The organism is Dyella silvae (genome assembly GCF_026421305.1).
Classification (GTDB): Bacteria; Pseudomonadota; Gammaproteobacteria; order Xanthomonadales; family Rhodanobacteraceae; genus Dyella; species Dyella silvae.
Genome location: NZ_JAPJBQ010000004.1, coordinates 136317 through 162988, shown reverse-complemented (window position 1 = coordinate 162988; position 26672 = coordinate 136317). Strand labels below are relative to the sequence as shown.

The following is a 26672-nucleotide window of genomic DNA, read 5'->3' as shown; positions in this document are numbered from 1 at the left end:
CATGAGCCAACTACACGCAAAAATCGAAAAGAACATTGGTCTGATGGGCATCCTGGTCGCGGTTGCCGTGTCCTTCGGCGGTCTGGCGGAAATCGTGCCGCTGATGTTCCAGGCTGAAACCATCAAGCCGCTGCCGGGCATCAAGCCGTATCCCGCGCTGGAACTGGCGGGGCGCGACGTCTACATCCGCGAGGGTTGCTACAACTGCCATTCGCAGATGGTTCGCACGCTGAGGTTCGAAACGGAGCGTTACGGGCATTACTCACTGGCCGGCGAGTCGGTTTACGACCACCCGTTCCAGTGGGGAAGCAAGCGCACAGGCCCCGACCTGGCCCGCGTTGGCCTGCGCGGTTACTCGGATGATTGGCATCGCGCGCATCTGCACAACCCGCGTGACGTCGTGCCCGAATCGAACATGCCAGCTTATCCGTGGCTGGCCGAAGCCAAACTGGATGGTGCGGAAGTAGCGCAACACATGCGTGCACTCAAGCGTATCGGTGATCCGTACACCGATGCCGAGATTGCCGAGGCACCCAAAGCCGTTGAAGGCAAGACCGAGCTTGATGCCGTCGTGGCCTATCTGCAGAGCCTTGGCACCCATGTGTCGCAGGCCGACATGCAAGTGGCAGAGGGAGCCGAGTGACATGGTGCCTGGCCTGATTACCGCAGTACTGCTGCTCTTGTTTGTCGGTGGTTGCATCTGGTTATGGCGACCGGGCAACAAGCCCGCGCTGGACGCGGCCGCACAGATGCCTCTGGACGACGATAAGGAGGGAACAGCATGACTTCTGCATGGACGTGGTACGTCGTCGCCCTGACGGCGCTCAATCTGCTCGGCTGCCTGTGGCTATTGCGAGGCAACATCAAGCGCAGCCCCGGCGATCCCAAGCCCGACGAAACCGGGCATGTGTGGGATGAGGACATCACCGAGTACAACAAGCCGCTGCCGAAGTGGTGGATCAACCTGTTCTACATCACCCTCGTGTTCGCGGTGGCTTACCTGGTGTGGTACGGCGTGGGCACCATGAAGGGCTACGGCCACTGGAGCTCGAGGTCAGAGTGGGCGACCGACAAGGCGGCGGAAGACGCGCGCCTTGACGATACGCTCAAGCTCTATGCCGGCAAGCCCATCGATCAGCTCGCCAAGGATCCGGCTGCCGTGTCGATTGGCCGCGCGATCTTCAACAACAACTGCGCGGCCTGCCACGGCTCGACCGGGCATGGTGCGATTGGCTTCCCTGATCTCACCGACGATATCTGGCACTGGGGCGGTACACCGAATCGTATTCTGGAAACGATCCAGGAGGGCCGGCATGCCGTGATGCCTGCGTGGGCGACCACGTTGACAGCTCAGGGTGGTCCGACGGCTGTGGACGACACCATTGCGTACGTGCTCTCGCTGTCCATGCCTGACCAGCCGAAGGACGCCGTCGCGCGCGGCGAAAAGCTGTTCGCTGGGATTTGCTCGGCATGTCACGGCCCGCAGGGCAAGGGCAACCAGGTGATGGGGGCGCCGGATCTCACGGATAGTTACTGGCTGTACGGAAGCAGCAAGGCTTCGCTTCACAAGACGTTGAGCGAAGGTCGCCAGGGTGTCATGCCGGCATGGAAACCGGTGCTGGGCGATACGCGTACGCGCTTGGTGGGTGCTTACGTGTGGACCCTGTCGCCGCACAAGGATGCGCCGCCCGCTGGCGCTGTGGTTGCCGAATAGTGGGCCGGCAAACCGCAAAACCTCCAGAAGAACAGGAGCCGGCGCCTGCCTCGTTGCAGCGCGCCGGTGCCATCCTCTGGCCCAGCTTTTTCGTCGCGGGCGTCATCACCACGGTGTTCTTCGCCTACGTCGATCCCGAAGCCCTGAGGGATATCACGTTCCCCTCACTCAAGGTGAGCCGGATGCTGGGGTACTCCCTGGGCTTCTTTCTGTTCTGGCTGGCGACGTCCTCCTCCAGCCTGTTCACGTGGATCCTGCTGCGTTCGTCCCGGCAGGTCAGGCGCGGATTCTCTTCCGGTAACAAATCATGAGTCGGCGTATTCCCCTGCACGTGGTTGATGACGGCAGCAGCTCCTATTACGTCAGCGAGCGCAAGGTTTATCCGCGTGATGTGGCCGGTCCGCTGAATCGCCTGCGTGTCGCGGCAGTCATCTGGCTGCTGGGCATGTTCTATCTGTTCCCGTGGCTGAGCTGGCAAGGACGTCAGGCGGTATTGCTGGATCTGCCGGCACGCAAGTTCCATGTGTTCGGGTGGATGTTCCTCCCGCAGGATTTCCTCTTTCTCTCCACGCTGCTGATCATCGCGGCGCTCGCGCTGTTCTTCTTCACGGCGCTGGCTGGACGCCTTTTCTGTGGTTACGCCTGCCCGCAGACGGTGTGGACAGAAGTGTCTCTGTGGATCGAGCGCCTGTGCGAGGGCGATCGCAGCAAGCGGATAAAGCTCGATGCCGGCCCCTGGAACCGTGAAAAGATCCTGCGCAAGGGGTCGCGGCACCTGCTTTGGGCGTTGTTCTCGCTGTGGACGGGCTTCACCTTCGTGGGCTTCTTCAGCCCTATCGCCGATCTCGCGCGACGGACGCCATTCGAATGGGGTGGCTGGGAAACGTTCTGGATTCTGTTCTACGGATTTGCCACGTGGGGCAATGCAGGGTTCCTGCGCCAGCAGGTTTGCAAGTACATGTGTCCCTACGCGCGCTTCCAGAGCGCGATGTTCGACCGCAATACGCTCATCATTGCCTACGACCCCATGCGCGGTGAGCCGCGTGGTTCGCGCAAGCGCGGTTTGCAAAGCGTGCTGGCCCGCGCGCGCGGTCTGCTCGACAAGGTGACGGCTTACGACTACGTGTTCCGCGCCAGTCAGCATCCTTCGGCGGCCGACAACCGCGCAGACGCCATCGGCACCATTGCGCTGGCCGAGATGGGTACAACGGCAGAGCCGTTGCCAAAGTTTGCTGTGGAAGAATTGGGTGACTGCATTGACTGCACTATCTGCGTGCAGGTTTGCCCCACTGGCATCGATATTCGCAACGGTCTTCAGTACGAGTGCATTGCCTGTGGCGCCTGTATTGACGCCTGCAACGATGTCATGGGCAAGCTGGGCTACCCCAAAGGGCTGATTCGTTACACCACCCAGAACCAGATCGACAGCAAGCCGGTGCATGTGCTGCGGCCGCGCGTCATCGTGTACGGATGCCTGCTGCTGGCATTGATCGGCGGCTGGTTGTACGGCGTCACTCATCGCAGCCCCTTGATCGCCGAGGTATTGCGCGACCGTAATGCCATGTACAGCCAAGGGCCTCACGGTCGCATCGAGAACAGTTACACGGTGAAGCTGGTCAACAAGGAGCAGCAGATCCGACGTTTCGTGATTGATGTTCGTGCCAGCGACATCCAGGGCGCCGCGCTTCGCGATGGCCCCAAAACCGTCGAGGCGCAGAGTGGTGAAGTGCTTTCGGTGCCGGTGACGGTGACCGCATCGACCGACGTCACAGGCCGTCACGATGTGCAGTTCCAGGTGCATGGCCTCGACAACGACGCCGACACCCTCATCAACAGCAGTTTTTTCGGACCGACGCCATGAATCAGACGCGCAGTACCTGGCGAGAGCCGATGGTGTGGATGCTGGTGGGGCTTCCTCTGGCATCGGTTGCGATTGGCTTTGCGCTGCTTTTCGCCGCCGTCCAGCCCGGAAGGGAAGATATGGAAACCGTTCGCAGTACCGTCAAGGTAGGCAAGCTGCTGGTATCTGCCGAGGCTGCGCCCGTCACCGAAGTGGAGACGAAAGGCCTGGTGCTGCGTACCAAGGGCGACATGATCGAGGCGGTGCCCATGGACGGCGATTTCCCGCGTGGCGGCAAACTAATCCTCAAGCTGACATCACCAGATGTGGCAGCAGGTGAGCGAACCTATCATCTCTCGCCAAGCGAACTTGGTTGGCGTGGGGTCGGGTCGCTGGATGGCGATCGCGAGTGGGCGGTGCAGCTCGCGCCCGATAACGCGGCGTGGCTGCTGCATGGACGCTGGACAGCCCAGGCACGGTCTACCCGCCTGATGCCCTGATCATGGACTGCGCGGTCGACTTCGCGACGGGGTCCGCTGTGCGGACCTGTTACCACTGCGGCGAGATGTTGACGCAGGGCGCCATGTCGCTCGCTATCGATGGCGTGATGCAAGGCTTTTGCTGCCACGGCTGCGCGGCCGCGGCGGAGTGGATTCGGCAGTCCGATCTTGGCGACTACTATCGCCTTCGCAATGTGGCGGGGATGCGCGTTGGTGACGCGCCTGATCTCGCGGGTTGGGATCGTGACGATCTCTTGAGTGAGCATGCCTTTCCGGTCGAAGGCGGGTTGGAAATCACCCTGCTCACGGATGGCATGCGCTGCGCCGCCTGCGCCTGGTTGATCGACCGCGCGCTGCAGCGCGAGCCGGGCGTGTTCGACAGCAGCGCCAATGCGGTCACCGGTCGCATCCGCATCGGGTGGGATCCATCGCGGGTGCGCTTGTCTCAGCTGCTGGAACGCCTGGCCATGCTGGGCTACCGGCCGTATCTGGCCGGTGGTGCCGCACGGGAGCGCGAGCGCGTTGCCGAGCGCCGGCGCTGGTTGCTGCGGCTGGGCATCGCCGGTCTCGGCGCTATGCAAACCATGATGTTGTCCGAAGCGCTGTACCTGGATTTCGGACATCACATGGCACTCTCCACGCGAGATTTTTTCCGCTGGGTGACGTTTCTCGTATGTACGCCCGTGGTGGTCTATTCGGGTTGGCCGTTCCTGTCTGGTTGCTGGCGTGAGTTGCGCCAGCGCCACCTTGGCATGGATACGCTTATTGCCAGCTCCACGCTGCTCGCCTATCTGGCAAGCGCGGTCGAGACCATCCGGGGCGGTGCGTTGGTGTGGTACGACGCGGCAGCGATGTTTGTGTTCCTGCTGCTGGGGGCACGCACGCTCGAGCAGCGCGCGCGCCGCATCGCCAGCTCACAGGTGGATGCGCTGGCGCGTGCAAGACCCACGCTGGCGGTACGCGAGCGAAGCGACGGTACGCGAGAATCCGTGCCGCTGACGGCATTGCAGGTGGGCAATATCGCTTGTGTCGCCGTCGGTGAGGCAGTGCCCGCCGATGGTCGTTTGCTCGATAACGAGGCTTCGTTCGAGGAGGCTTTGCTTACTGGCGAATCCCGGCCGGTCAGCCGGTCGAAGGGCGCGAGCATTTACGCGGGCACCATCTGCCGCGAAACGCCCGCGCGTATTGAGATTACTCAGGTCGGTAGCGCCACGCGTCTGTCGCAGCTGGCGCGTCTGGTGGAACAGGCGCAGGCGCATCGCCCGGCGATCGCGCGCGTGGCCGATCGGGTGGGTAGCTGGTTTGTGGGCGCGTTGCTGGTCATCGCCGTGCTGGTTTATGTCGGCTGGCGACTGCACGATCCCTCGCGTGCGTTCGAGGTGACGCTCGCGTTGCTGGTTATCAGCTGCCCCTGTGCGCTGTCGCTGGCGGTGCCTGCCGCACTCGCCGCAAGCCATGGCGCATTGGCAAAGCTGGGCGTGCTTTCGATCAGGGCGGAAGGGCTGGATAGCTTGGCCAAGGCCACCGATGTGGTGTTCGACAAAACGGGCACCTTGACCCGTGTGCAGTTAGCGGTCGGTGACGTGAAGACCTTTGACGGTTTGTCACCCAAGGCGGCCATGGCGATTGCCGCAGCGCTGGAGCGCGACAGCCATCACCCGATTGCTGCAGCGTTTGCGAGCGTGCAAACGCCTCTGCGGGCATCCGATATGCGCGCCGTTTCTGGACAGGGTCTGGTCGGACGCGTGAATGACGTTACCTGGCGATTGGGGCAGGCATCCTTTGCATGTGGACGTGAAGACGATGGCCAGCTCTGGCTGGGCGATGGTGTGCACCCCGCGGCGCGATTCCGTTTGCAGGAGAGCATGAGGGAGCATGCTCCCGATGCGATACAGGCGCTGCGTGAGCTTGGCCTGCACATCCATCTTGCCAGCGGCGACGGCAAAGAGCCCGTTCAGCACCTGATGAAGACGCTCTCGATAAGCGAAGCTCACGCGCGGCAAACGTCGGAAGACAAGCTGGCGCTGGTTCGCGAGCTGCAGGCCAAGGGACGCGTGGTGGTGATGGTGGGCGATGGCCTCAACGACGCGCCTGTGCTTGCGGGCGCGGATGTTTCCATCGCGATGGGCGAGGGCGCTTCGCTGGCGCAGCGCGCTGCAGACATGGTGCTCACGGCGCCGTCGTTGCTTCGCATCCCTGCGGCCGTGCAGCTGGCACGGCGCACGCAGCGAATCATTCGCCAGAACTTCGCCTGGGCGGTGGGGTACAACTTGCTCGCCTTGCCACTGGCCATCGCGGGTGAAGTCACGCCAGCGGTCGCGGCACTAGGCATGGCAGCTTCGTCGTTGATCGTGACAACGAATGCGCTACGGCTCATGCGCGTGTCAACGCAAGGAAACAAGTCATGATCATTCTGCTTATGCTTATTCCGCTAAGTCTGATGCTGTTGGCTCTGGCCATCGGTTCCTTTGTGTGGGCGGTGCGCAAAGGGCAGTTTGACGATATGGATACCCCGGCGCTGGACATCCTGCATGACGACGCGTCTCCCCCCGTCGCTGCAGGGCGTATCCATGGAGGCCGCGATGCCGATTGACGTACTCGCGCTCTCCGCCGCCTTGCTCACTGGGTTGCTCGGTGGCGTGCATTGCGCAGCCATGTGCGGCGGCATTGCGACGGGATTCTCCGTGTGGTCGCCCCGTAATGGCTGGAGTGGGGCGTTGCAGCTCAATCTAGGACGCGTGTCCGGTTACGTGTTGGCCGGTGCGCTGGTAGGTGGCGTGGGTGATGGTTTGCTGCGTCTGTTTGAGTGGCATGCGCTTGCCGTGACCGCACGCGCGATGATGGGCATGGTGTTGGTGATTGCCGCATTGCGCCTGATGGACAAGCAAGGCCGGTTCAATGTCCTGGGGCGCCCCGGTGCGAAGCTTTGGCGCTACCTGCAACCCTTGCAGCAGCGTTTGTTGCCCGCCCATACCGTGGGGCGCCGTTTAGCGGCAGGCATGTTGTGGGGGTGGCTGCCGTGCGGACTGAGTACGACGATGCTGGCCGCGGCCTGGCTGCAGGCCAGCGCGTTGCATGGTGCATTGATCATGGCGGCTTTCGGTCTGGGGACCTTGCCAGTGATGTTGCCGCTTACCTGGTCAGGTGCTCGTGTTGGACGTTGGCTGCAGCGGCCGGGGCCGAGGCGCGGTGCGGCGCTGTTCATTCTGTTTGCTGGTGTGCTGACGTTGTCGGCGCCGTGGTTGATGCACGTGCCTGCGTTGCACGGTGTCCTTGGCGCGATGGGTTGCGGGCCGGGCATGCGTTGAGGGGAGAGGCGCGGTCGCGCACAGGGTGCTTGTTTATCGCGGTGCACCCTGTGCGCGATGCAGCGTCTGATCGCCAATAAAAAAGGCCGCCCGGGGGCGGCCTTTTCGTTGCATCGGCCTTGAGGCCTTTGCTCAGTAGCGGTAGTGATCCGGCTTGTACGGACCTTCCACCGGCACGCCGATGTAGTCGGCCTGTTCCTGCGTGAGCTTGGTCAGCTTCACGCCGATCTGCTCCAGGTGCAGGCGAGCCACTTCTTCGTCCAGCTTCTTCGGCAGGCGGTACACCGTGTTCTCGTAGAAGTCCTTGTTCGCCCACAGGTCGAGCTGGGCCAGCGTCTGGTTGGAGAAGCTGTTGGACATCACGAAGCTCGGGTGGCCATGCGCGCAACCCAGGTTCACCAGACGGCCTTCGGCCAGCATGTAGATGCTGTGGCCCGACTTCTCGAACGTGTAGCGATCCACCTGCGGCTTGATGGTTTCGCGCGACACGCCCTTGGCGGTGTTCAGGCGATCCATCTGGATCTCGTTGTCGAAGTGGCCGATGTTGCACACGAGGGCGTTGTTCTTCATCGCCGCCATGTGCTCGAGCGTGATGATGTCCTTGTTGCCGGTGGTGGTGACGTAGATGTCGCCGATGCCGAGCGTGTCTTCGATGGTGGTGACCTGGAAGCCTTCCATCGCGGCCTGCAGGGCATTGATCGGGTCGATTTCGGTCACGATCACGCGGGCGCCAAAGCCCTTCAGCGAATGGGCGCAGCCCTTGCCCACGTCACCGTAGCCGCACACCACGGCCACCTTGCCGGCGACCATCAGGTCGGTCGCGCGCTTGATGCCGTCGGCCAGCGATTCGCGGCAGCCGTAGAGGTTGTCGAACTTCGACTTGGTGACCGAGTCGTTGACGTTGATGGCCGGCACCAGCAGCTTGCCGGCTTCGGCGAGCTGGTACAGGCGGTGCACGCCGGTGGTGGTTTCTTCGGAAACGCCCTTCCATTCGGCGGCAATTTTCTTGAACCAACCCGGACGTGCGGCGGCGGTGCGCTTGACCAGATCCTTGATGACCTGCTCTTCGTGATTGCTGCTCGGGGTGTTGACCCAGTCGCTGCCTTCTTCGAGTTCCACGCCCTTATGGATGAACAGGGTGGCATCGCCGCCGTCGTCCACGATCAGCTGCGGGCCAAGCTCACCCGGATGGGTCAGCATGTCGAGCGTGCATTCCCAGTACTCCTCCAGCGTCTCGCCCTTCCAGGCGAACACCGGCATGCCACCGACGGCCAGTGCAGCGGCCACGTCGTCCTGGGTGGAGAAAATGTTGCACGAGGCCCAGCGCACGGAGGCACCCAGCTCGCGCAGGGTCTCGGCCAGCACGGCCGTTTCCTTCGTGCAGTGCAGGGAGCCGGAAAGGCGCACGCCCTTCAGCGGCTTTTCCTTGGCGTAACGGGCGCGGATCTGCATCAGACCCGGCATTTCCTCTTCGGCCATGCGGATACGGCGGCGGCCGAGATCGGCGAGGGAGATATCACGGACCTTGAAGTCCTGATGGGCGGAATCCTTGGTGACTGCGTTCATTTGGCTTAGCTCCGGGTGTTGCGACCAGAAGGCCGCATCGTTAACCGGGCGCCGTTACAGGGAACATCCGCCGAGCCTGGCCGGGTCCGCAGAATCGTGCATGGATTCAACAGGCCAACGGTCGCAGCGCCCCTCGACGGGATCAATGAGTATAGCGTCAGGTGATGAGGGTTTCTCGGGTGCCGGCCTGAGCGGGTTTATGGCCGGGCACATGACTGATGGCCGGGGTCTGCGGCCGGCCAAGGCGCTAAGGTCGCAAATTGTTGCGACACAGGTGATTGCCACTCCATGAATACCTCGCTTCGACGCCTTGCCCTTATTGGTCTCCTGTTTGCCATGCCGCCGCTGGTCCTGGCGGATCAGCCGCCGCCGGCTCAGGTCATCACAGCGCCCACCAATGGTTATCTCGCGCCACCGGCACCCTTGCAGGCCCTGGTGGACGCGCCCCGCCCGCCGCAACTCTCCATCAGTCCGCACCGCGACCTGCTCGCGTTGACCCAGACGCCGGCCTTGCCTGGTATCGACGTGGTGGCGCAGCCGGAACTGAAGCTGGCTGGCATGCGCATCAATCCACGCACCTACGCGCAGAGCCGCTTCGCTTTCGGCAGCGACCTGTGGCTGATGGATGTGGCGACTGGCAAGGAGATTCGCCTGCAGGGCCTGCCGGCGCCGTTGTCCATCGCCAGTTCCAGTTGGTCTCCCGACCAGCGTTATCTGGCTTTCAACCAGGTGGATGCCAAGCAGGGCACGAACGAACTGTGGTTGGTCGATGTAGCCGCGCGTTCCGCGCGCCGCCTGACGACGCTGCCGCTGAACACCGTAGCCGGTCGTGGCTATCGCTGGATGCCGGACAGCCAGCAACTACTGGTGCAACTTCAGGCCGAAGGGCAGGGTGCGGCACCGGTTTCCCATGGCATTCCGGACGGCCCAAACACGCAGCAGACGCAGTTGGGCAGCGGCGTGAAGTCCATTCGCACCTACCAGGACCTGCTGCGCAACGACGATGACGCGCGCCTGTTCGAGCATTACCTGCGCTCGCAGACCGCGCTGGTAGATCTGACTGGCAAGGTCACGTTGTTGGGTGAGCCGGCGCTGACGATGTCGATCAAGGCGTCTCCCGATGGCCGTTATCTGCTGCGCCAGCGCGTGGAGCGCCCGTTCTCGTATCTGGTGCCGGCCGATAGTTTTCCGCGCCGCATTGAAGTGCTCGACAGGGACGGCAAGCTGGTGAAGGAAATCGCCCATCTGCCGCTGATCGAAGGCTTGCCCACCGGCAACGATGCCGTGCCCGTCGGCGTGCGCGACATCGAGTGGCGTGCCGATGCGCCCGCGACACTGGTGTGGGCGGAAGCACAGGATGGCGGTGATCCCGCACGTGCGGCGGACGTGCGCGATATCGTGCAGATGCAGGCAGCGCCCTTCGACCAGGCGCCGGTCACGCTGGCGAAACTCGGCAGCCGTTATACCGGTGCGACCTGGGGCAACGGCGAGTTGGCGCTGATCGATGAGTTCTGGTGGAAGACCCGCCATGTGAAGGAATGGCGCGTGTCACCCGATCACCCGGCACAGGCCCCCGCACTGGTGCACGAAGGGTCTTCGGAAGATCGCTATCACAACCCGGGCACACCGGCGACGATGATCGATGAGCACGGTGAATCGCGTCTGTTGGTCGCGGCCGATGGCGAGAGCATCTACCGCCTCGGCGACGGCGCATCGCCGGAAGGTGATCGCCCCTTCGTCGACAAGGTGAATTTGCGCAGCGGGCAGAGCACGCGCCTGTTCCGCTCGCAGGCGCCGTACTACGAAGCACCGCAGGTATTGCTGGATGCCGAAGGCCATCGTGCGCTGATCTCGCGTGAGTCGCCCACTGAGCCAACCAACTTCTACGTGCGCGATCTCGCCGCCAACGGCAGTCTGCGGACGCTCACCCATTTCCCGCATCCGCTGCCGCAGCTCAAAGGCGTGAAGAAGGAGCAGATCCGCTACAAGCGCAAGGACGGCGTGGAACTCACCGCCACCCTTTATCTGCCGCCGAACTACGACCCGAAGAAGGACGGCCCGCGCCCGATGCTGATGTGGGCCTACCCAGCCGAATTCAAATCGGCCGACGCGGCAGGTCAGGTGACCGATTCGCCCTATCGCTTCAACCGCATCAGCTACTGGGGGCCGCAAGCGTTTCTGACGATGGGCTACACCGTGCTGGACAACTTCTCGGTGCCGATCGTCGGCGAAGGCAACAAGGAACCCAACGACACTTATATCTCCCAGCTCGTCGCGAGCGCGGAAGCCGCCGTGGACGAAGTGGTGCGCCGGGGTGTGGCCGACCGCAACCGCATCGCGGTGGGCGGTCACTCGTATGGTGCGTTCATGACGGCCAACCTGCTGGCCCACACTCGCCTGTTCAAGGCGGGTATTGCGCGCAGCGGCGCCTACAACCGTACGCTTACGCCGTTCGGCTTCCAGTCGGAAGAGCGCAACTACTGGCAGGCGCAGGACGTCTATCAGGCCATGTCGCCGTTCAACTACGCCGATCACATCAAGGACGCGCTGTTGATGATTCATGGCGAGCAGGACAACAACGCCGGCACGTTCCCGATCCAGAGCGAACGCATGTATGCCGCCATCAAAGGTCTGGGCGGTACGGCCCGGCTGGTCATGCTGCCCAATGAGGCTCACGCGTATCGCGCACGTGAGTCGATCATGCAGATGCTGGCGGAGATGAATGGCTGGCTGGAGACGTATGTGAAGCAGGCGAAGCCGGTGGAGGCACGCCCAGCGACGCATTGACGAGTCAGAAGTCCTTCCTGTCTTTGACCGTCATTCCGGCGTAGGCCGGAATCCAGTTGCCGCACAAGTCGATTGTCGCGAACGTGCCCGACTTGTTGATCGCTCATCGCGACAGCCGAACCGGAACGACACTGGATTCCGGCCTGCGCCGGAATGACGAACGTGTCAGGTGAGGCGCCCGAGGGGGCCTCACCCAAAAATAGTGCCGCGCTTTGCGGCGCTGCACAAAACCGCCCCGGTTCGGGTAGTCTTGGACGTCCAGACATCCGCAACGTGGCATCGATGAACCAGCACCGCAGTCCTGAGTTCGCCCCGCACGACGCGCCTTTGCGCGAAGACGTCCGCCGTCTCGGCACCCTGGTCGGCAACATGCTGGCCGAACAGATTTCCCCTGATTTCCTGCGCGAAGTGGAGCGCATCCGCATGGCCGCCATCGAGCGCCGGCAGGAAAACGCGCCACTGGATGTGCTGGCCGGGCTGCTTACCGGGCTCAATACCGATCAGGCAGAAGCGCTGGCGCGCGCGTTCGCTACCTACTTCCAGGCGGTCAACATCGCCGAGCGCATTCACCGTATCCGCCGCCGTCGCGACTATCAGCGCGAAGGCGGTGCGCCGCAGCCCGAGTCCCTGCTGGACGTTCTGCAGCGGCTCAAGGCTCAGGGTGTCGAAGCAGCCGAACTGATCGAATGGCTGGAAAAGTTGCAAGTGGAACCAGTTTTCACGGCGCACCCCACCGAAGCCGTGCGCCGCTCGCTGCTGGAGAAAGAGCAATCCATCGTGCGTGCGCTGGTCGATAACTTCGATCCCACGCGCACGCCGCAGGAACGCAAGGAAGACGACGACCGCATCTTCATGGCGCTCAGTGCGGGCTGGCAGACGGCTGAGGCCTCGACCATCAGCCCCACCGTGCAGGACGAGCATCATCACGTTGGCTTCTATCTTGCCAATCCCATCTATCGCATCGTGCCGGCGCTGTATGAGTCGCTCGCCGATGCACTGCAGACGGTCTACGGGGTGGCCGTGCCGATCCCGCGTCTGCTCAGCTTCGCCACCTGGGTAGGCGGCGATATGGATGGCAATCCCAACGTGGGCGCTGCGACCATTGCCACCAGTCTGGCCACCCAGCGCGCCCATGTGCTGGAGCACTACGTCGAAGACATCGCTGGTCTCGCACGCTTGCTGAGCCAGACTGAGGATCGGGTCGACGTGGATAGCGACCTCGCGCGCCGGCTGTTTGATTACCGCGTGCGATTCCCTGAAGCCGCCGCGCAGGTGCGTCCGCGTCATGCGGACATGCCCTATCGCAGCCTGTTGACCATTATCGGTGCGCGTCTCGAAGCCACCCACGACGATGATCACCCGGAAGGCTATACCTCGGTCGATGAATTGCTGGGCGACCTGCATCTGATTGCTGCCAGCCTGATCGACCATCGTGGCCTGTACGCGGGCGCGTACGCCGTGCGCCGTCTGATCTGGCGTGTGCGCACGTTTGGTTTCCATCTGGCCCGGCTGGATGTACGCCAGGACTCGCGCATGCATGACGACGCGCTGGCCTTGCTACTCGGTGATGGCGATTGGTCGGCGCGTGATACGGGCGGCAAGGCGCAGCGACTGCGTCCGTATGCGGGGGGTGATCAGGCGTTTGCGATCAACGAAGAGGCCGCGGTCGTCGCGTTGCACGATGTGTTCGCTACCTTGCGTGAAGCACGTGGCTGCTACGGCGCCGAGGCGCTGGGCCTTTACATCATTAGCATGGCGCGCTCCGCCGCCGACGTGTTGGCCGTACTCGCGCTTGCTCGTTACGGTGGGCTGGTGGACGAGGGCAGGGTGCCGCTCGATATCGCGCCCTTGTTCGAAACCGTCGACGATCTCGCCAACGCACCGGCCACCTTGCGCGCTCTGCTCGACGACCCCGTCTACCGTGACCACCTTGCCTCGCGCGGCGGCCGGCAGTGGGTGATGCTTGGCTATTCGGACAGCGGCAAGGATGGTGGCACGCTGGCTTCGCGTTGGGGGTTGCAGCGTGCGCAGGTGGAGTTGTTGGAAGTTGCGTCGGCGGCGGGCATCCAGTTGTCGTTCTTCCATGGCCGTGGCGGCTCGGCCAGTCGTGGCGGTGCGCGCATCGCGCCTGCGCTGATGTCGTCGCCGCGCGGCTCGGTGGCGGGTGTGTTGCGCGTCACCGAGCAGGGCGAGGTGATCCATCGCAAATATGGCATCCGTGCCCTGGCGCTGCGCAATCTGGAGCAGACGGTGGGTGCCGTGTTGCGTGCCTCGCTGCGTCCCCGCACGGAGGAGTCGCGCGAAGACGTGTGGCGCGAGCGCATGGCACAGCTTTCGGCACGCAGTCGCCAGCACTATCGGGCGTTCGTGGATCGCGAAGGGTTCGTTGACTACTTTCGTACTGCCACACCTATCGATGTGATCGAACGCATGACCCTGGGTTCACGTCCGTCGCGCCGCCGAAGTATGCGAGGCGTGCAGGATTTGCGCGCGATTCCATGGGTCTTTGCATGGACGCAATGCCGTTCGATCCTGCCCGGCTGGTATGGGCTGGGCACGGCGCTTGAATTCGGTGCGAATGAGTTCGGTGAGGAAGCCATGGCCGAGATGGCTAGTGACTGGCCCTTCTTTGCCAACATGCTCGATGACGTATCGATGGTGCTGGCGAAATGCGACCTCGGCATTGCAGAGGCGTTTTCGAGGCTCGCCGGACCCTTGCATGAGCCGTTCTTCGGCATGATCGAGCAAGAGTTCGAACGTACGCGCCGTTGGCTGCTGCGGTTGAAGCGAAGCGACAGCCTGCTGCAGAACGAGCCGCGGCTGGCGGTGTCGATTGGTTTGCGCAATCCCTATGTGGATCCGATGAGTCTGTTGCAAGTCGATCTGCTCAAGCGCTGGCGCGCAGGTGGCGAGAACGACGAGTCGCTGCTGACCGCGCTGGTGGCCTGCGTAAACGGCGTATCGCAGGGTTTGCAGAACACCGGTTGATCGCTTGCAAAGAGCATTTTTGTGGGAGCGCACCGTGTGCGCTCCCACGGGATATGGACTAGCCGTCCAGTTCCGACCAGCGTGCGTAGGCCGCGTCGAGGTCGCGCTGCAGTGCTGCCAGCGTCTCGTTGGCCTTTACCACGGCAGCGTTGTCCTGACGGAAGAAGTCGGGATCGTTCATCGCATCGGTACGCGCGGCGATGTCTGATTCGAGCGCCTCGATGCGGGCCGGCAGTTGCTCCAGTTCCCGTGCATCCTTGTAGCTCAGCTTGCGCTTCGGTTCCGTAGCGACGACCGGTGCAGGCGCAGGTGCGGCCGACTTTGCCTCAGCCGCCTTGGGAGCGGCAGCGACGGCCGCTGGTCGCTGCCGCAGCCAGTCGCTGTAACCGCCCACGTACTCGCCAATTTGGCCATCGCCTTCGAGCACCAGCGTGCTCGATACGACGTTGTCGAGAAACTCGCGATCGTGCGAAACCAGCAGCAACGTGCCCTGGTATTCGGTCAGCAGTTCTTCGAGCAGCTCCAGCGTCTCCACATCGAGATCGTTGGTGGGCTCGTCCATCACCAGCAGGTTGGACGGCTGGGCGAACAGCTTGGCGAGCAACAGGCGATTGCGTTCACCGCCAGAGAGGCGGGTAATCGGCGAACGGGCGCGTTCCGGCGAGAACAGGAAGTCCTGCAGGTAGCCGATGATGTGCTTGCGCGTTCCATTGAGCTCGATGTATTCGCGGCCTTCGGCCACGTTGTCCAGCGCGTTGAGCGTGTCGTTGAGCTGCACGCGATGCTGGTCGAAGTAGGCGATCTGGATGCCGGTGCCGAGCGTGGCGTGGCCGCGCTCGGGTGTCAGTTCACCCAGCATGATTTTCAGCAAGGTGCTCTTGCCGGCACCGTTGGGCCCGATGATGCCTACGCGATCGCCGCGCATGAGGTTGGTGCTGAGGTTGCCGATCAGTACGCGCCCGCCATAACTCTGGTGCACGTGTTCCAGATCGATGACTTTCTTGCCGGACGCCTGCGCATTGGCCAGCGTCATCTTCACGTTGCCCGACAGTTCGCGGCGCTGGCCGCGTTCGACGCGCAGTGCCTTCAATGCGCGCACGCGGCCTTCGTTGCGGGTGCGGCGTGCCTTGATGCCCTGGCGAATCCACACTTCTTCCTGCGCCAGCTTCTTGTCGAACAACGCATTGGCCTGTGCCTCGGCGTGCAGGCGTTCTTCGCGGCGGCGCAGGTAGTTGTCGTAGTCGCCCGGCCAGTCGGTGAGCTGGCCGCGATCGATCTCCACGATGCGCGTGGCCAACGCACGAAGAAAGCTTCGGTCATGCGTGACAAACACGATGCTGCCTTCGAACTGGCGCAGGAACGATTCCAGCCAGCCGATGGCCTCGATGTCGAGATGGTTGGTGGGCTCGTCCAGCAGCAACACATCGGGCTTGCGTACCAGCGCCTGCGCAAGCAGCACACGGCGCTTCATGCCGCCGGAGAGAGCGGCGAAGTCGGTGTCGCCGGGCAATTCCAGGCGGGTAAGTACGTCGGTGACGCGGCGATCGAGATCCCAGCCATGGCGTGCTTCAATCTGCGCCTGCACATCACCCAACGCGTCGAAGTCGCCCTCGGCCAGCAGATGGTGATAACGCGCGAGCAACTGGCCAAGATCACCGAGCCCTTGCGCCACCACGTCGAACACGCTGCCAGAGGTGTCCTGCGGCACCTCCTGGGCCATGCGCGCCACCACGACGCCGTTCTGCACACGCACTTCGCCATCGTCGGCGTGCAGTTCGCCGGCGATGAGCTTCATGAGGGTGGATTTGCCTTCGCCGTTGCGACCGACGATGCACACGCGCTCGTTCGCCTCAATGGAGAGGTCGACATGTTCGAGCAGGAGAGGGCCGCCGATGCTGAAGTCGACGCGCTGAAGTTGGATCAGGGACATCTCCCTATTCTAGGGGATGCATCGCCTCGATCGCCCGCATTGGCGATGCGCGCCGCATTTCATCACGCATTCCGTGGTGCCGTGCGGCGGTGTCGGAAAGCATGCGCGCGACGCATTGGCAGGGCGGCCAGAGCGCCGGGTCTCGCGCCTCACTTTTCATGGAAAAAATGAGTCATCTGACAGCAAAAAAGCCTTTCGCTGATTACCGTTTGCGGGCAAACTCCATTGAAACGTAGACAGAACTTTCACTGTGAAATTTGCGTTCAGGCGGCGCCAAGGGCGCCGTCACTGCTTTATCGTCCATGGAAACATGGACTTATGTGAGCTAATTCAAGTATTGTCTATGCCATAAGCGATGGCGTCGCAGTTCAGGATCTGCAACGCCGGGTGAAGCGGCTTGCCGGAAGCGAGGAAACGGGGTGGCCATCAAGTCCATAACGCCGGCCAGGGGAGCAACCTGGCGTCAGAGCCTGTGTGCATGGCTGCTTTGTGTCGCTTGCGGTTTCGCTGGTGCGGCCCACGCCGGTTACGCGGCCATCGTGATCAATGAGGCTGATGGTCAGGTGATCACCGCCGTCAACGCCGACGAAGCGAATCATCCGGCCTCGCTCGCCAAGATGATGACGCTGTACCTCACCTTCCAGGCATTGCAAAACGGCACCCTCAAGCTCGACCAGGATCTGCCTGTGTCCTCGTGGGCTGCTGCCAAGGCTCCCACCAAGCTCGACCTGCGCAATGGCCAGACCATTTCGGTCGAAGACTGTGTGTACGGCATGATCACCAAGTCGGCTAACGACGCCGCCACCGTGGTGGCCGAGGGCCTCGGCGGTTCCGAGAGTCACTTCGTCGACATGATGAATGCCCAGGCCCAGTTGCTGGGTATGAGCAATACGCGTTTTGCCAACGCATCGGGCCTGCCCGATCCGGATGACACCACCACGGCCCGCGACATGAGCAAGCTGGCCATGGCGCTGTATCACGACTTTCCGCAGTTCTCGCACTACTTCTCGGCCAAGGATTTCACCTTCCGCGGTCGTCTGGTGCGCGGTCACAACAATCTGATGGACAAGTATCCGGGCATGGACGGTCTGAAGACCGGTTTTACCAACGCCTCGGGCTTCAACCTTGCCTCCACGGCAGTGAAGGATGGCCGCCGCCTGTTCAGCGTGGTCATGGGCGGCCGTACCGCTTCGACGCGCGACCGGTTGATGGCCCGCCTGCTTGATGATGGCTTCGAGAATCAGGAAACGCCTTCGGACGTGGTGGCTCAGGCCGGTGAAGCGCCTGCCACTGGCGTGAAGGGCCGTCGCGGCAAGGCGACAGCGGTTGCCGATGCCGCGCCGGCATCGCGTCGCCATCATCGTCGCAGCAAGGGCGATGCGGTCGCGAGCACCGCTACCTGTTCCAAGAAGAAAAAGGCGGCGACATGCCCGGCCACCTCCACGCGCTCCGCGCAGAAGGTGGCGACCAGCGGCCAGAAGGTCGCCTCGGTGGACGGCTCGCCGGACAAGTGAGCTTGGCTTACCAGCACGATGGATGGAAAACGGGCCGCGCAAGCGGCCCGTTTTCGTTTGGGCAAGAGGCGCGAGGTCGTCCCTCTGGGGGATCGCACCCTGTGCGCGACGCCCCAGTGGAGCGGGCACGACGTGGCCCCGCGGTCGCGCACAGGCTGCGCTCCCACCGACGCATCTGTATCTCGCGCATAAAAAAACGGGCCGCTTTCGCGGCCCGTTTTCGTGTGAAGCAAGCAGGGCTTACTTCAGCTTGGCATCGGCGCGAAGCGCCTCGGCCTTGTCCGTCTTTTCCCACGAGAACGCGGTGTAGGTCTTGCCGTCCGGACCCTTCACTTCGTACGGGGTGCGGCCGAAGTGACCGTAGCTGGCGGTCTGCTGGTACATCGGGTGCACCAGGTCGAGCATCTTGATGATGCCGTACGGGCGCAGGTCGAAGTGCTTGCGGATCAGCTTCTCGATCTTCTCGTCGGCGATCTTGCCGGTGCCGAAGGTGGTGACCGAGATGGAGGTCGGTTCGGCCACGCCGATGGCGTAGCTCACCTGCACTTCGCAGCGGTCGGCGATGCCGGCGGCCACGATGTTCTTAGCCACGTAGCGGGCGGCGTAGGCGGCCGAACGGTCCACCTTCGACGGATCCTTGCCCGAGAACGCGCCACCACCGTGACGGGCCCAGCCGCCGTAGGTGTCGACGATGATCTTGCGGCCGGTCAGGCCGCAGTCGCCCACCGGGCCGCCGATCACGAACTTGCCGGTCGGGTTGATGTGGAACTTGGTGCCCTTGTGCAGCAGCTTGGCCGGCAGCACCGGCTTGAGGATGTGCTCGCGCACGGCCTCGATCAGGTCCTTCTGCTTCACGTTCGGGTCGTGCTGGGTCGACAGCACCACGGCGTCGATGGCGGTGGCGACACCGTCTTCGTAGCGCAGCGTGACCTGGCTCTTGGCGTCCGGGCGCAGCCACGGCAGCGGCGAGTTCTTCTTCTTGCGGACCTTGGCCTGCTGCTCCACCAGACGGTGCGAGTAGTAGATCGCGGCCGGCATGTAGTCCTTGGTTTCGTTGGTCGCGTAGCCGAACATCAGGCCCTGGTCGCCAGCGCCCTGTTCTTCCGGCTTCTTGCGGTCCACGCCCTGGTTGATGTCCGGCGACTGCTTGCCGATCAGGTTCAGCACGCCGCAGGTCTCGCCGTCGAAACCGACCTCCGAGGAGTCATAGCCGATGTCGGTGATGACCTTGCGGGTCAGCGCTTCCAGGTCGATCCAGGCGCTGGTGGTGATTTCGCCGGCCACGATGGCCACGCCCGTCTTCACCATCGTTTCGCAGGCCACGCGCGCACGCGGATCCTGCGCGATGATCGCATCGAGCACGGCATCGGAGATCTGGTCGGCGACTTTGTCCGGATGGCCTTCGGAGACCGACTCGGAGGTGAAGAGGAAGTTGCTCATCGCGGTATATATCCTTCCTTACGGATAGAAAGATGAAAGAGGTGGGGAATGATACACGGGGTGCCCCCGCTTTGCAGCCTCAGCATGGTGACCGGATATGACGATTTCATGCCGATTCAGCCATTTGGACGGCTTTGCGGCTCTCTTTATGGTGGCCAAAAGGCGCCCTTCCAAGCCACCTGAGGGCAGTCAGGCCCGCAAAAGCATAGCGTAGCCGGGTCGCAACGGCCGCCGATTGGCGGCTCTCGCGCCCGGGTGGCCCGGTGTCGCAGCGTCTGCAGAGGTAGGGCGATGGCGCCATAATGCGGCGTGTTGTGGCTGGGCTACCCAGCCATCGTCAAGGGGTGAAGGTGTCACGTTCGCGTGTTCGTCGTCGGTGGGTTGCATGGCTGGCTCTGGCTGCCATGTGGCTGGCTATTGCCGCGCCGGTGATCTCGCAGACCTTGCCGACAGCCTGGGCCATGCCCGACCTCGGCCCCTGGTGCGGCGGTCACGCCTACGACGCCACTTCCCCATCAACGCCGCCGCACGATCATCTGCTGGAAAAGTGCGCGTACTGTGGATTGCTCAGCGAGAGTCCGACGCTGACCAGCACAGCGTGGCTGCCGGCACTGTTGCCCCTGATGACGGCGATGCCCCCGTTCGAGACGGTAGCGCCGCCATGGACGCACTTGTCGCCGCTGGCTGCCGCACCGCGGGGACCACCGGGTTTCGCGCACGTCTGATTCTCGCTCGACGCGCCTATCGCGTCGTTCCGTGCTGCCGATTTCCAAGGAACGTCATGTCTCTGTTTACTTCTCCCGCGCGTTTGTTCGCGCGCTCTGCGCTGCGCCCGGCGCAATCCGCCACGGCAGTGGCCGTGTTGGCTGCTCTGGTGTTCGCGCCCGGCATGGCCAGCGCCTGTTCCGCCTGTGGTTGCGCGCTCAACTCCGACTGGTCCAGCCAGGGCTATGCCACCAGCCTCGGTCTGCACGTGAGCGTGCGCCAGGACTATTTCAACCAGTCGCAACTGATGAGCGGTACGAACACCGTCAGCCATTCATCCTTCCAATTTCCCACGGACCAGGAAGTCCAGCAGACCACCATCAACCGCAACACCTTGCTCGGCGCCGACTACAACTTCTCGCGCTACTGGGGGCTGTCGGTGCAGTTGCCATACACCGATCGCTACCATTCGACTATCGCCGCCGGCGATACCACCACTTCGACTTCCGATGCACGCGGTATCGGTGATCTGCGCGTGGTCGCGCGCTATCAGGGCCTGAGCGACGACGCCAGCATCGGCCTGCAGTTTGGCCTGAAGCTTCCTACTGGCGGGTTCACCCAGAATTTCGACACCGGCCCGCAGGCCGGCACGCGGCTGGACCGCGGGCTTCAGCTGGGCACCGGAACCACCGACGCGCTGCTTGGCATCTACAAGTTTGGTTATCTGAGCCAATCCATCGGCTACTTTGGACAGGCCATGGCACAGATTGCGCTGGACGCGCGCGAGCATTTCCGTCCCGGCAACTCGATTAACGTGAACCTCGGCGTGCGCTATCTCGATGCGGGTCGCTTCGTGCCGCAACTCCAGCTCAATCTTCACAGCGAACAGCGCGAAAGCGGGGCGCAGGCTGATCAGCCCAACAGTGGCTCCACGGTGGCCTACCTCAGTCCTGGCCTGGGCATGACGATCACGCGGCGACTGGAGGCCTTTGCCTTCGTGCAAGTGCCGGTCTATCGCCGCGTGAATGGTTTGCAGCTGGAGCCGCGCGTGTTGTGGTCGCTCGGTGGGCAGTACCGGTTCTGATCAGCAGGTGGCGGCGGTGTGCTGATGGGGCGCGCAAACGCTCCATCAGCGGCGGCGCCGGCCATGGCTTAGTAAACCGTGGCCCGCGCTTGCACGAACGCAAAGAAGAACACCGCGTTGGGATCATTGCGCACGGCCTGAAGCTCCTGCCGCATACCGGAGACGGTCGTCTCGTCCACTTTGCCGGTGGCGACCAGTTGATCGGCCGCAGACAGCAGCAGCTCTTCCCAGAATTCGATCATTTGCTTGCGCTTGCCGGGCTGGCGGTTGTCCAGATGGAAGCTTTTCACTTCGGTCTGCACATTGCTGTAGCCCCCTGCCAGCAACAGGTTGCCAAGCTTCGCGCCGATAAAGGGATCGCCGCCGCTGTCGTACTGGTGATCGTTGAATGCCATCCAATAGCGAAGCAGGTGAGGGGAATAGGGGTCGAGGAAGAACGAAGAGTTGAGCACCTCGGTCACATAGACCACGGCACCGGGAGCCAGAACGCGGCGCAACTCGCTCAGCACGCGGGCCGGTGCGGGCATGTGTTCGAGTACCCAACACAGGTAGGCGGCATCGAAGCTCCGGTCGGCGAAGGGCAGGTCAGTGGCATCCGCCAATTGCAAGGTGTAACGCGCCGTGCACCAGGCGGTCTCGGCGAGGTTCTTTTCCGCTGCGGCCAGTTGCGCGGCTGAGCGGTCCACGCTCGTCACATGCAAGTTTGGAAAGCGGCGCAGCAGGATCTCCGTCTGAGCGCCCACCCCGCTGCCGATTTCGAGCAGACGGGTTGCCTCGCTGTAGTCGATGCGGCTGAACAGCTTGGTCTCGAACATGCGCGCCTGGCGCATCAGCCGTGACTGCTCCTCCGAAGAGAAGCCGTGGATATAGGGAAACTCGCCGGTGACGATGCTGTTCATGGCGGATGCCTGCGTTTGAATCGCAATGGCAGCCACGATACGCCAGCCGGCGTCGACGGAAAGTGGCGGTCAGCGAGAGGCTGCGCTCGACTGAGCCATCGGTTGCGACGCCGGATGTGTTTCGATGAAGTCGAGGATGTCGCCCAGCATCGGCGCATCGTCATGCATGGGGCGAGTTAGCGCGAACAGCAGGATTTCATGGCCCAGGCCCGGATAGAGCTTCAAGGTCACTTCTTCGTGCTGCGCAACCATGGCGCGGTCGAGCGAGATGGCATTGGAAGGCTCCACCTCGTGATCGTCGATGCCCTGCATCAGCAGCATGGGTGGCTCGGCGCCATGCACAAAGGAGACCGGCTCGCCCTTGCGTTGTAGGTCGGGCGTCGCCCCGAAGGCGCCGATCATGTCCTGATCGTCCTCAGGCACCGGCACAAAGTCATAGCAGCCGGCGAGGCCGATAAAGCCGGCGAGATCGTTCGGGTGCATACCATGAGCCCCGAGCCACGATCCATCGGTGGCGAGCAACGCAGCGATCTGGCCGCCTGCCGAATGTCCCATCAAGAACACATCGTCTTTGTTGCCACCTAACTCGTTCGCGTGCGTATGCACCCATGCCACGGCATTCGCCGCATCCTGCATGAAGCCCGACAACGCCACGTGCGGCACCTTGCGGTAATCCGGAATGACCACCATCACGCCGCGCGCGGCCAGTGCCGTGCCGACAAAGCGATACCACTCTCGCTTGCCGCGCGCCCAGTCGCCGCCGTAGAAGAACACCACCACCGGCGCGTGTTCCGCGTGAGTTGGCGTATAGACATCCAGCGCAAGATGGTGATCGGCGTCGAACACGATGCCTCGCCGCTCCGTGATGTCCTTGTTCTGATCGGTGGTGTTGATGCCGGCAAACAGCGTGGCTTCGCAGCCGCAAAGCGACAGCGCCGCACACAACAACAGCCATCGGCTCAGGCGGGCAAAAGCAAAGCATTGGCGAGTAGAGCGAAAGAGCATGGCCGTGGCATGACCGGCGGGCGATGGAACGCCGATGATGCCTCAGGCGACTGCGCAAGGGTTTGCGAGGCGCAGGATTCCCTCACCGTCATCTCCGTTTTCGCGGGGACGACGGTGAGGAAACCATGAACCTAGGCGGGGAGGTTGGACGGGATCTCAGGCAGCCAAACGTGCTTCGTCGGCGAGAGCCGCGAAATACTCGCGAGTCAGCTTTAGCTGTTCGGCGGCAGTTTCCGCACGGTTCACCACATGCCGGAATGCGGCGTTTTCCGGCCGATCCTTGGCATACCAGCCCAGATGCTTGCGCGCGATGCGCACACCCTGCAGCTCGCCGTAGAACGCGTAAAGATGTTCCAGGTGATGCACCAGGATCTCGCCCACTTCTGCGGGCGACAGTTCGGGCAGCGTCTCACCGGTGGCGAGGTAATGCGAAATTTCGCGGAAGATCCACGGCCGCCCCTGAGCACCGCGACCTACCATCACGGCATCGGCGCCGGTGGCGTCCAGCACGCGTTTGGCCTGCTGGGGCGTGAGGACATCACCGTTCGCGAGCACGGGAATACGGATGGCTGCCTTCACGGCGGCAATCGTCTCGTACTCGGCTTCGCCTTCGTACTTGTCGGCACGCGTGCGGCCGTGCACTGCGAGCGCCGCAATGCCGGCATCTTCGGCAATCTTCGCAATGGTCAGTGCGTTCTTGTTCTGGCGATCCCAGCCGGTACGGATCTTTAGCGTCACCGGCACATCCACCGCGCCGACGACGGCTTTCACGATGCGCGCGACCAGCGGCTCATCCTGCAACAGCGCGGAGCCCGACCACACGTTGCAGACCTTCTTGGCCGGGCAGCCCATGTTGATGTCAATGATCTGCGCGCCATTGTCGGCGTTGTAGCGTGCCGCTTCGGCCAACATGGTGGGGTCGTAACCGGCAATCTGCACGCTCACCGGCTCGGGCTCGCCTGCGTGATCCATGCGGCGCAGCGATTTGCGTGTCTGCCACAGGCGCGGATCAGCGGTGGTCATCTCGGACACGGCCAAACCCGCGCCCAGCCGTTTGCACAGCAGGCGAAAAGGTTTGTCGGTGACGCCGGCCATGGGCGCGAGTACCACCGGCGGGTCGATGAGGTAGGGGCCGATCTGCATCCGCCCATTGTAACCGGCCCGCAAATCCCTTGCGGGAGCGCGCCCTGTGCGCGACTGCGGACGGTTAGTGTGCTGTTCCGTGGGGTTGTCGCGCACAGGGGGCGCTCCCACGGAAAAGCTCGCTTAATGGGCCGTTTTGGCCGCCAGCGCCTGCAACGCGGCGGGGTCGTGTTTGTGCTTGAACAGCAGGGCGAACAGGACGGCCACAACCAGCGAGTAGGCCGCAAAGGTCAGCCAGATGCCAGGCCAGTCCTTGCTGCCGTCGGCGTGCGCAAAGAACGACTCGATGATCAGGCCGCTCAGCCAGCTGCCGAGCATCGCGCCGATGCCGTTGGTCATCAGCATGAACAAGCCCTGCGAACTCGCGCGAATCCTGGGGTCGCTCTGGCTCTCCACAAACAGCGAGCCGGAGATATTGAAGAAGTCGAACGCCATGCCGTAGACGATGCACGACAACACGACCATCCACAGGCCCTGGCCCGGGTTGCCAAAGGCGAACAGGCCAAAACGCAGCGTCCACGCCGTCATGCTGATCAGCATCACCGTCTTGATGCCGAAGCGCTTGAGGAAGAACGGAATCGCCAGGATGAACAGCGTTTCCGAGATCTGCGAGATGGACATGATGATTGCCGGATAGCGCACGGCCACCGCGTCCTTGTACTCGTCCATCCCTGCGAAGTCGTGCAGGAAGGTGTCGCCATACATGTTGGTCAGCTGCAGCGAAGCGCCCAGCATCATGGCGAAGATGAAAAACACGGCCATGCGCGAATCGCGGAACAGCGAGAACGAGGTCAGGCCCAGCGTATCAAGCAGCGACTGGTGGGTTCCCTGCACAAAGCGAGGCGGGCAGGCCGGCAGAGTGAACGCATAGATGCCCAGCAGCGCCGCGGCGCCGGCTGCCACATAGAACTGGCCCGAGGTGGTTTCCAGATGCAGCAGGCTCACCGTCCACATCGCGGCGATGAAGCCGATGGTGCCCCAGATGCGAATGGGCGGGAAATCGCGGACGATGTCCATGTTGTTGGTTTTGAGTGCGTTGTAGGCCACCGTGATCGCCAGTGCGATGGTGGGCATGTAGCACATCATGTTCAGCAGCATCACCCAGAACAGCACATGGGGCGATTCCACCATCGGCACGCACGCCAGAATGACCGCGCCGCCAAGGTGCAGCAGGCCGTAGAGCTTCTCGGCGTTGATCCAGCGGTCGGCAATCACGCCCATGATCGAGGGCATGAACAGCGAGGCGATGCCCATCGTCGAGAAGATGGCGCCGAATTGCGCCGGTGACCAATGCTTGGTCTGGAAGCAGTACGTGCCGATGGTGATGAGCCACGCCCCCCACACAAAGAACTGCAGGAAGTTCATCGCAATCAGGCGGAGTCGAAGGCTCATCAGTGGGTTCGTTTGGTTGAAGCGGTTACGGGTCAGAGCAGGAAAGGCGCGCAAATGCCGTCAGGCCGGGCGGTGGCCGGGCCTGCAATGGTCATCCCGCAAACCCCTGCAAAGGCTGGGTATATCCCCAGACCGTGTAAAAATGGAGGCAGCCTAGAGGACCGACCCGGCGGCGACAAGCTGCGCCGCCGCGAAAACTTGCGGTTCCAACCCGGAGAAGACCCTGTGAGCCTGTTTCTGACCATTGCCGTGGTGCACCTGGTGGCGCTGTTGAGTCCGGGCCCGGACTTTTTCTTTGTGTCGCAAACTGCCGTGAGCCGCACCCGCCGCCAGGCCATGTTCGGCGTCGTGGGCATCACCCTGGGCGTGGTGGTGTGGTCGGCCCTCGCGCTGGCGGGCCTGCAACTGGTGCTACAGAGGCTGGCCTGGCTGGAGCGGCTCATTGCGGTCGCCGGTGGTCTCTATCTGGCCTGGATGGGTGTGAAGATGTTGCGCGGCGCGTTGCGTGCGCCCGCCACCACCGACGAGCCGCGGCAAGTGTTGCAGCAGAGCGACTGGGCCACGCTGCGCGCCGGCCTGCTCACCAACCTCTCCAATCCCAAGGTCGTCATCTACTTCGGCAGCGTGTTCTCTGCTTTCCTGGGCAATGGCGTGAGCGCAGCAGCGCGCTGGGGGCTCTGGAGCATGGTCATCGCCGAGACGCTGCTGTGGTTCTCCCTGGTGGCTGGCGTGTTCGCGATGCCGGCCATGCGCCGCGGTTATCTCAAGCTCTCGCGCTGGATCGATGGCCTGGCTGGTGCGGTGTTCGTGGCATTCGGCCTGCATTTGATCTTTGCAGGCCGTAGCCACTGAGCAGC

22 protein-coding genes and 1 riboswitch are annotated in these 26672 nt (G+C 63.1%); of the genes, 15 read left to right on the top strand and 7 right to left on the bottom strand.

The window, feature by feature from the left end; genetic code table 11:
• The first annotated feature begins 1 nt into the window (after nucleotide 1).
• Genes ccoO through OQE56_RS11810 form a run of 9 tightly spaced genes read left to right on the top strand, consistent with a single transcriptional unit; the run spans nucleotide 2 to nucleotide 7362 of the window.
• Complete coding sequence (ccoO, locus tag OQE56_RS11850; protein WP_267224552.1) at nucleotides 2-643, top strand: cytochrome-c oxidase, cbb3-type subunit II; 642 nt, start codon at nucleotides 2-4, stop codon at nucleotides 641-643.
• Nucleotides 564-785 (top strand): cbb3-type cytochrome oxidase subunit 3, encoded by a 222-nt coding sequence (locus tag OQE56_RS20085; RefSeq protein WP_323748579.1) that lies wholly within the window; start codon nucleotides 564-566, stop codon nucleotides 783-785. The genes ccoO and OQE56_RS20085 overlap by 80 nt, the downstream gene beginning before the upstream one ends.
• Nucleotides 782-1714: a cytochrome-c oxidase, cbb3-type subunit III gene (gene ccoP, locus OQE56_RS11840; protein ID WP_267224549.1), complete on the top strand. Its 933-nt coding sequence runs from the start codon at nucleotides 782-784 to the stop codon at nucleotides 1712-1714. Before OQE56_RS20085 ends, ccoP begins: the two co-directional genes overlap by 4 nt.
• A 53-nt stretch (nucleotides 1715-1767) precedes the next feature.
• Nucleotides 1768-2025: a hypothetical protein gene (locus tag OQE56_RS11835; protein ID WP_267224547.1), complete on the top strand. Its 258-nt coding sequence runs from the start codon at nucleotides 1768-1770 to the stop codon at nucleotides 2023-2025.
• Complete coding sequence (locus tag OQE56_RS11830) at nucleotides 2022-3575, top strand: 4Fe-4S dicluster domain-containing protein (RefSeq protein ID WP_267224545.1); 1554 nt, start codon at nucleotides 2022-2024, stop codon at nucleotides 3573-3575. Before OQE56_RS11835 ends, OQE56_RS11830 begins: the two co-directional genes overlap by 4 nt.
• Nucleotides 3572-4054 carry a hypothetical protein gene (locus OQE56_RS11825; protein ID WP_267224542.1) on the top strand — a complete coding sequence of 161 codons (483 nt, stop codon included), beginning with the start codon at nucleotides 3572-3574 and terminating at the stop codon, nucleotides 4052-4054. Before OQE56_RS11830 ends, OQE56_RS11825 begins: the two co-directional genes overlap by 4 nt.
• A gap of 2 nt (nucleotides 4055-4056) precedes the next feature.
• The gene (locus tag OQE56_RS11820) at nucleotides 4057-6462 is read left to right on the top strand and encodes a heavy metal translocating P-type ATPase (protein ID WP_267224805.1); all 2406 of its coding nucleotides are present in this window, start codon (nucleotides 4057-4059) and stop codon (nucleotides 6460-6462) included.
• Nucleotides 6459-6647: a cbb3-type cytochrome oxidase assembly protein CcoS gene (ccoS, locus tag OQE56_RS11815; RefSeq protein WP_267224540.1), complete on the top strand. Its 189-nt coding sequence runs from the start codon at nucleotides 6459-6461 to the stop codon at nucleotides 6645-6647. The genes OQE56_RS11820 and ccoS overlap by 4 nt, the downstream gene beginning before the upstream one ends.
• Nucleotides 6637-7362 carry a sulfite exporter TauE/SafE family protein gene (locus OQE56_RS11810; protein ID WP_267224538.1) on the top strand — a complete coding sequence of 242 codons (726 nt, stop codon included), beginning with the start codon at nucleotides 6637-6639 and terminating at the stop codon, nucleotides 7360-7362. The genes ccoS and OQE56_RS11810 overlap by 11 nt, the downstream gene beginning before the upstream one ends.
• 132 nt (nucleotides 7363-7494) lie before the next feature.
• On the opposite strand, the gene ahcY is transcribed toward OQE56_RS11810, so the two are convergent.
• The gene (ahcY, locus tag OQE56_RS11805; RefSeq protein WP_267224536.1) at nucleotides 7495-8928 is read right to left on the bottom strand and encodes an adenosylhomocysteinase; all 1434 of its coding nucleotides are present in this window, start codon (nucleotides 8926-8928) and stop codon (nucleotides 7495-7497) included.
• Between the two features lie 39 nt (nucleotides 8929-8967).
• Nucleotides 8968-9069, bottom strand: a riboswitch (S-adenosyl-L-homocysteine riboswitch).
• 147 nt (nucleotides 9070-9216) lie between these two features.
• On the opposite strand from ahcY, the gene OQE56_RS11800 reads away from it, so the two are divergent.
• Nucleotides 9217-11715, top strand: a complete 2499-nt coding sequence (locus OQE56_RS11800) for a S9 family peptidase (RefSeq protein WP_267224534.1) — start codon at nucleotides 9217-9219, stop codon at nucleotides 11713-11715.
• A gap of 282 nt (nucleotides 11716-11997) precedes the next feature.
• Entirely contained in the window at nucleotides 11998-14703 is a 2706-nt protein-coding gene (gene ppc, locus OQE56_RS11795; RefSeq protein WP_267224532.1) for a phosphoenolpyruvate carboxylase, read from the top strand.
• A gap of 58 nt (nucleotides 14704-14761) precedes the next feature.
• On the opposite strand, the gene OQE56_RS11790 is transcribed toward ppc, so the two are convergent.
• Nucleotides 14762-16633: an ATP-binding cassette domain-containing protein gene (locus OQE56_RS11790; protein WP_267224530.1), complete on the bottom strand. Its 1872-nt coding sequence runs from the start codon at nucleotides 16631-16633 to the stop codon at nucleotides 14762-14764.
• 419 nt (nucleotides 16634-17052) lie between these two features.
• Between OQE56_RS11790 and OQE56_RS11785 the strand changes: the two genes are divergently transcribed.
• Complete coding sequence (locus tag OQE56_RS11785; protein WP_267224528.1) at nucleotides 17053-18147, top strand: D-alanyl-D-alanine carboxypeptidase family protein; 1095 nt, start codon at nucleotides 17053-17055, stop codon at nucleotides 18145-18147.
• Nucleotides 18148-18387: 240 nt separating this feature from the next.
• Here OQE56_RS11785 and metK read toward each other — a convergent pair whose 3' ends face one another.
• A complete protein-coding gene (metK, locus tag OQE56_RS11780; protein ID WP_267224526.1) occupies nucleotides 18388-19587 on the bottom strand; it encodes a methionine adenosyltransferase in 1200 nt (399 codons plus the stop codon).
• Between the two features lie 350 nt (nucleotides 19588-19937).
• Here metK and OQE56_RS11775 point away from each other — a divergent pair, with 350 nt between their 5' ends.
• Together OQE56_RS11775 and OQE56_RS11770 are read left to right on the top strand one after the other, a co-directional pair.
• Entirely contained in the window at nucleotides 19938-20312 is a 375-nt protein-coding gene (locus OQE56_RS11775) for a DUF2946 domain-containing protein (protein WP_267224524.1), read from the top strand.
• A gap of 56 nt (nucleotides 20313-20368) precedes the next feature.
• Nucleotides 20369-21376: a hypothetical protein gene (locus OQE56_RS11770; RefSeq protein WP_267224522.1), complete on the top strand. Its 1008-nt coding sequence runs from the start codon at nucleotides 20369-20371 to the stop codon at nucleotides 21374-21376.
• Nucleotides 21377-21444: 68 nt separating this feature from the next.
• On the opposite strand, the gene OQE56_RS11765 is transcribed toward OQE56_RS11770, so the two are convergent.
• The 4 genes from OQE56_RS11765 to OQE56_RS11750 all read right to left on the bottom strand — a co-directional run bounded on the left by OQE56_RS11765 (nucleotide 21445) and on the right by OQE56_RS11750 (nucleotide 25815).
• Nucleotides 21445-22275, bottom strand: a complete 831-nt coding sequence (locus tag OQE56_RS11765; protein WP_267224520.1) for a class I SAM-dependent methyltransferase — start codon at nucleotides 22273-22275, stop codon at nucleotides 21445-21447.
• 69 nt (nucleotides 22276-22344) lie between these two features.
• Nucleotides 22345-23280, bottom strand: a complete 936-nt coding sequence (locus OQE56_RS11760; protein WP_267224519.1) for an alpha/beta hydrolase — start codon at nucleotides 23278-23280, stop codon at nucleotides 22345-22347.
• Nucleotides 23281-23436: 156 nt separating this feature from the next.
• Nucleotides 23437-24423, bottom strand: a complete 987-nt coding sequence (gene dusB / locus OQE56_RS11755; protein ID WP_267224517.1) for a tRNA dihydrouridine synthase DusB — start codon at nucleotides 24421-24423, stop codon at nucleotides 23437-23439.
• A gap of 123 nt (nucleotides 24424-24546) precedes the next feature.
• Entirely contained in the window at nucleotides 24547-25815 is a 1269-nt protein-coding gene (locus OQE56_RS11750) for a nucleoside permease (protein WP_267224514.1), read from the bottom strand.
• A gap of 225 nt (nucleotides 25816-26040) precedes the next feature.
• On the opposite strand from OQE56_RS11750, the gene rhtC reads away from it, so the two are divergent.
• The gene (rhtC, locus tag OQE56_RS11745) at nucleotides 26041-26667 is read left to right on the top strand and encodes a threonine export protein RhtC (RefSeq protein WP_267224511.1); all 627 of its coding nucleotides are present in this window, start codon (nucleotides 26041-26043) and stop codon (nucleotides 26665-26667) included.
• Nucleotides 26668-26672: the final 5 nt, after the last annotated feature.

Excerpts from the sequence above, each read along its gene's own strand:
- ccoO (WP_267224552.1), top strand. The coding sequence starts at position 2 with ATGAGCCAACTACACGCAAAAATCGAAAAGAACATTGGTCTGATGGGC.
- OQE56_RS20085 (WP_323748579.1), top strand. The coding sequence starts at position 564 with ATGCCGTCGTGGCCTATCTGCAGAGCCTTGGCACCCATGTGTCGCAGG.
- ccoP (WP_267224549.1), top strand. The coding sequence starts at position 782 with ATGACTTCTGCATGGACGTGGTACGTCGTCGCCCTGACGGCGCTCAAT.
- OQE56_RS11830 (WP_267224545.1), top strand. The coding sequence starts at position 2,022 with ATGAGTCGGCGTATTCCCCTGCACGTGGTTGATGACGGCAGCAGCTCC.
- OQE56_RS11825 (WP_267224542.1), top strand. The coding sequence starts at position 3,572 with ATGAATCAGACGCGCAGTACCTGGCGAGAGCCGATGGTGTGGATGCTG.
- OQE56_RS11820 (WP_267224805.1), top strand. The coding sequence starts at position 4,057 with ATGGACTGCGCGGTCGACTTCGCGACGGGGTCCGCTGTGCGGACCTGT.
- ccoS (WP_267224540.1), top strand. The coding sequence starts at position 6,459 with ATGATCATTCTGCTTATGCTTATTCCGCTAAGTCTGATGCTGTTGGCT.
- OQE56_RS11810 (WP_267224538.1), top strand. The coding sequence starts at position 6,637 with ATGCCGATTGACGTACTCGCGCTCTCCGCCGCCTTGCTCACTGGGTTG.
- ahcY (WP_267224536.1), bottom strand. The coding sequence starts at position 8,928 with ATGAACGCAGTCACCAAGGATTCCGCCCATCAGGACTTCAAGGTCCGT.
- OQE56_RS11800 (WP_267224534.1), top strand. The coding sequence starts at position 9,217 with ATGAATACCTCGCTTCGACGCCTTGCCCTTATTGGTCTCCTGTTTGCC.
- ppc (WP_267224532.1), top strand. The coding sequence starts at position 11,998 with ATGAACCAGCACCGCAGTCCTGAGTTCGCCCCGCACGACGCGCCTTTG.
- OQE56_RS11790 (WP_267224530.1), bottom strand. The coding sequence starts at position 16,633 with ATGTCCCTGATCCAACTTCAGCGCGTCGACTTCAGCATCGGCGGCCCT.
- metK (WP_267224526.1), bottom strand. The coding sequence starts at position 19,587 with ATGAGCAACTTCCTCTTCACCTCCGAGTCGGTCTCCGAAGGCCATCCG.
- OQE56_RS11770 (WP_267224522.1), top strand. The coding sequence starts at position 20,369 with ATGTCTCTGTTTACTTCTCCCGCGCGTTTGTTCGCGCGCTCTGCGCTG.
- OQE56_RS11765 (WP_267224520.1), bottom strand. The coding sequence starts at position 22,275 with ATGAACAGCATCGTCACCGGCGAGTTTCCCTATATCCACGGCTTCTCT.
- OQE56_RS11760 (WP_267224519.1), bottom strand. The coding sequence starts at position 23,280 with ATGCTCTTTCGCTCTACTCGCCAATGCTTTGCTTTTGCCCGCCTGAGC.
- dusB (WP_267224517.1), bottom strand. The coding sequence starts at position 24,423 with ATGCAGATCGGCCCCTACCTCATCGACCCGCCGGTGGTACTCGCGCCC.
- OQE56_RS11750 (WP_267224514.1), bottom strand. The coding sequence starts at position 25,815 with ATGAGCCTTCGACTCCGCCTGATTGCGATGAACTTCCTGCAGTTCTTT.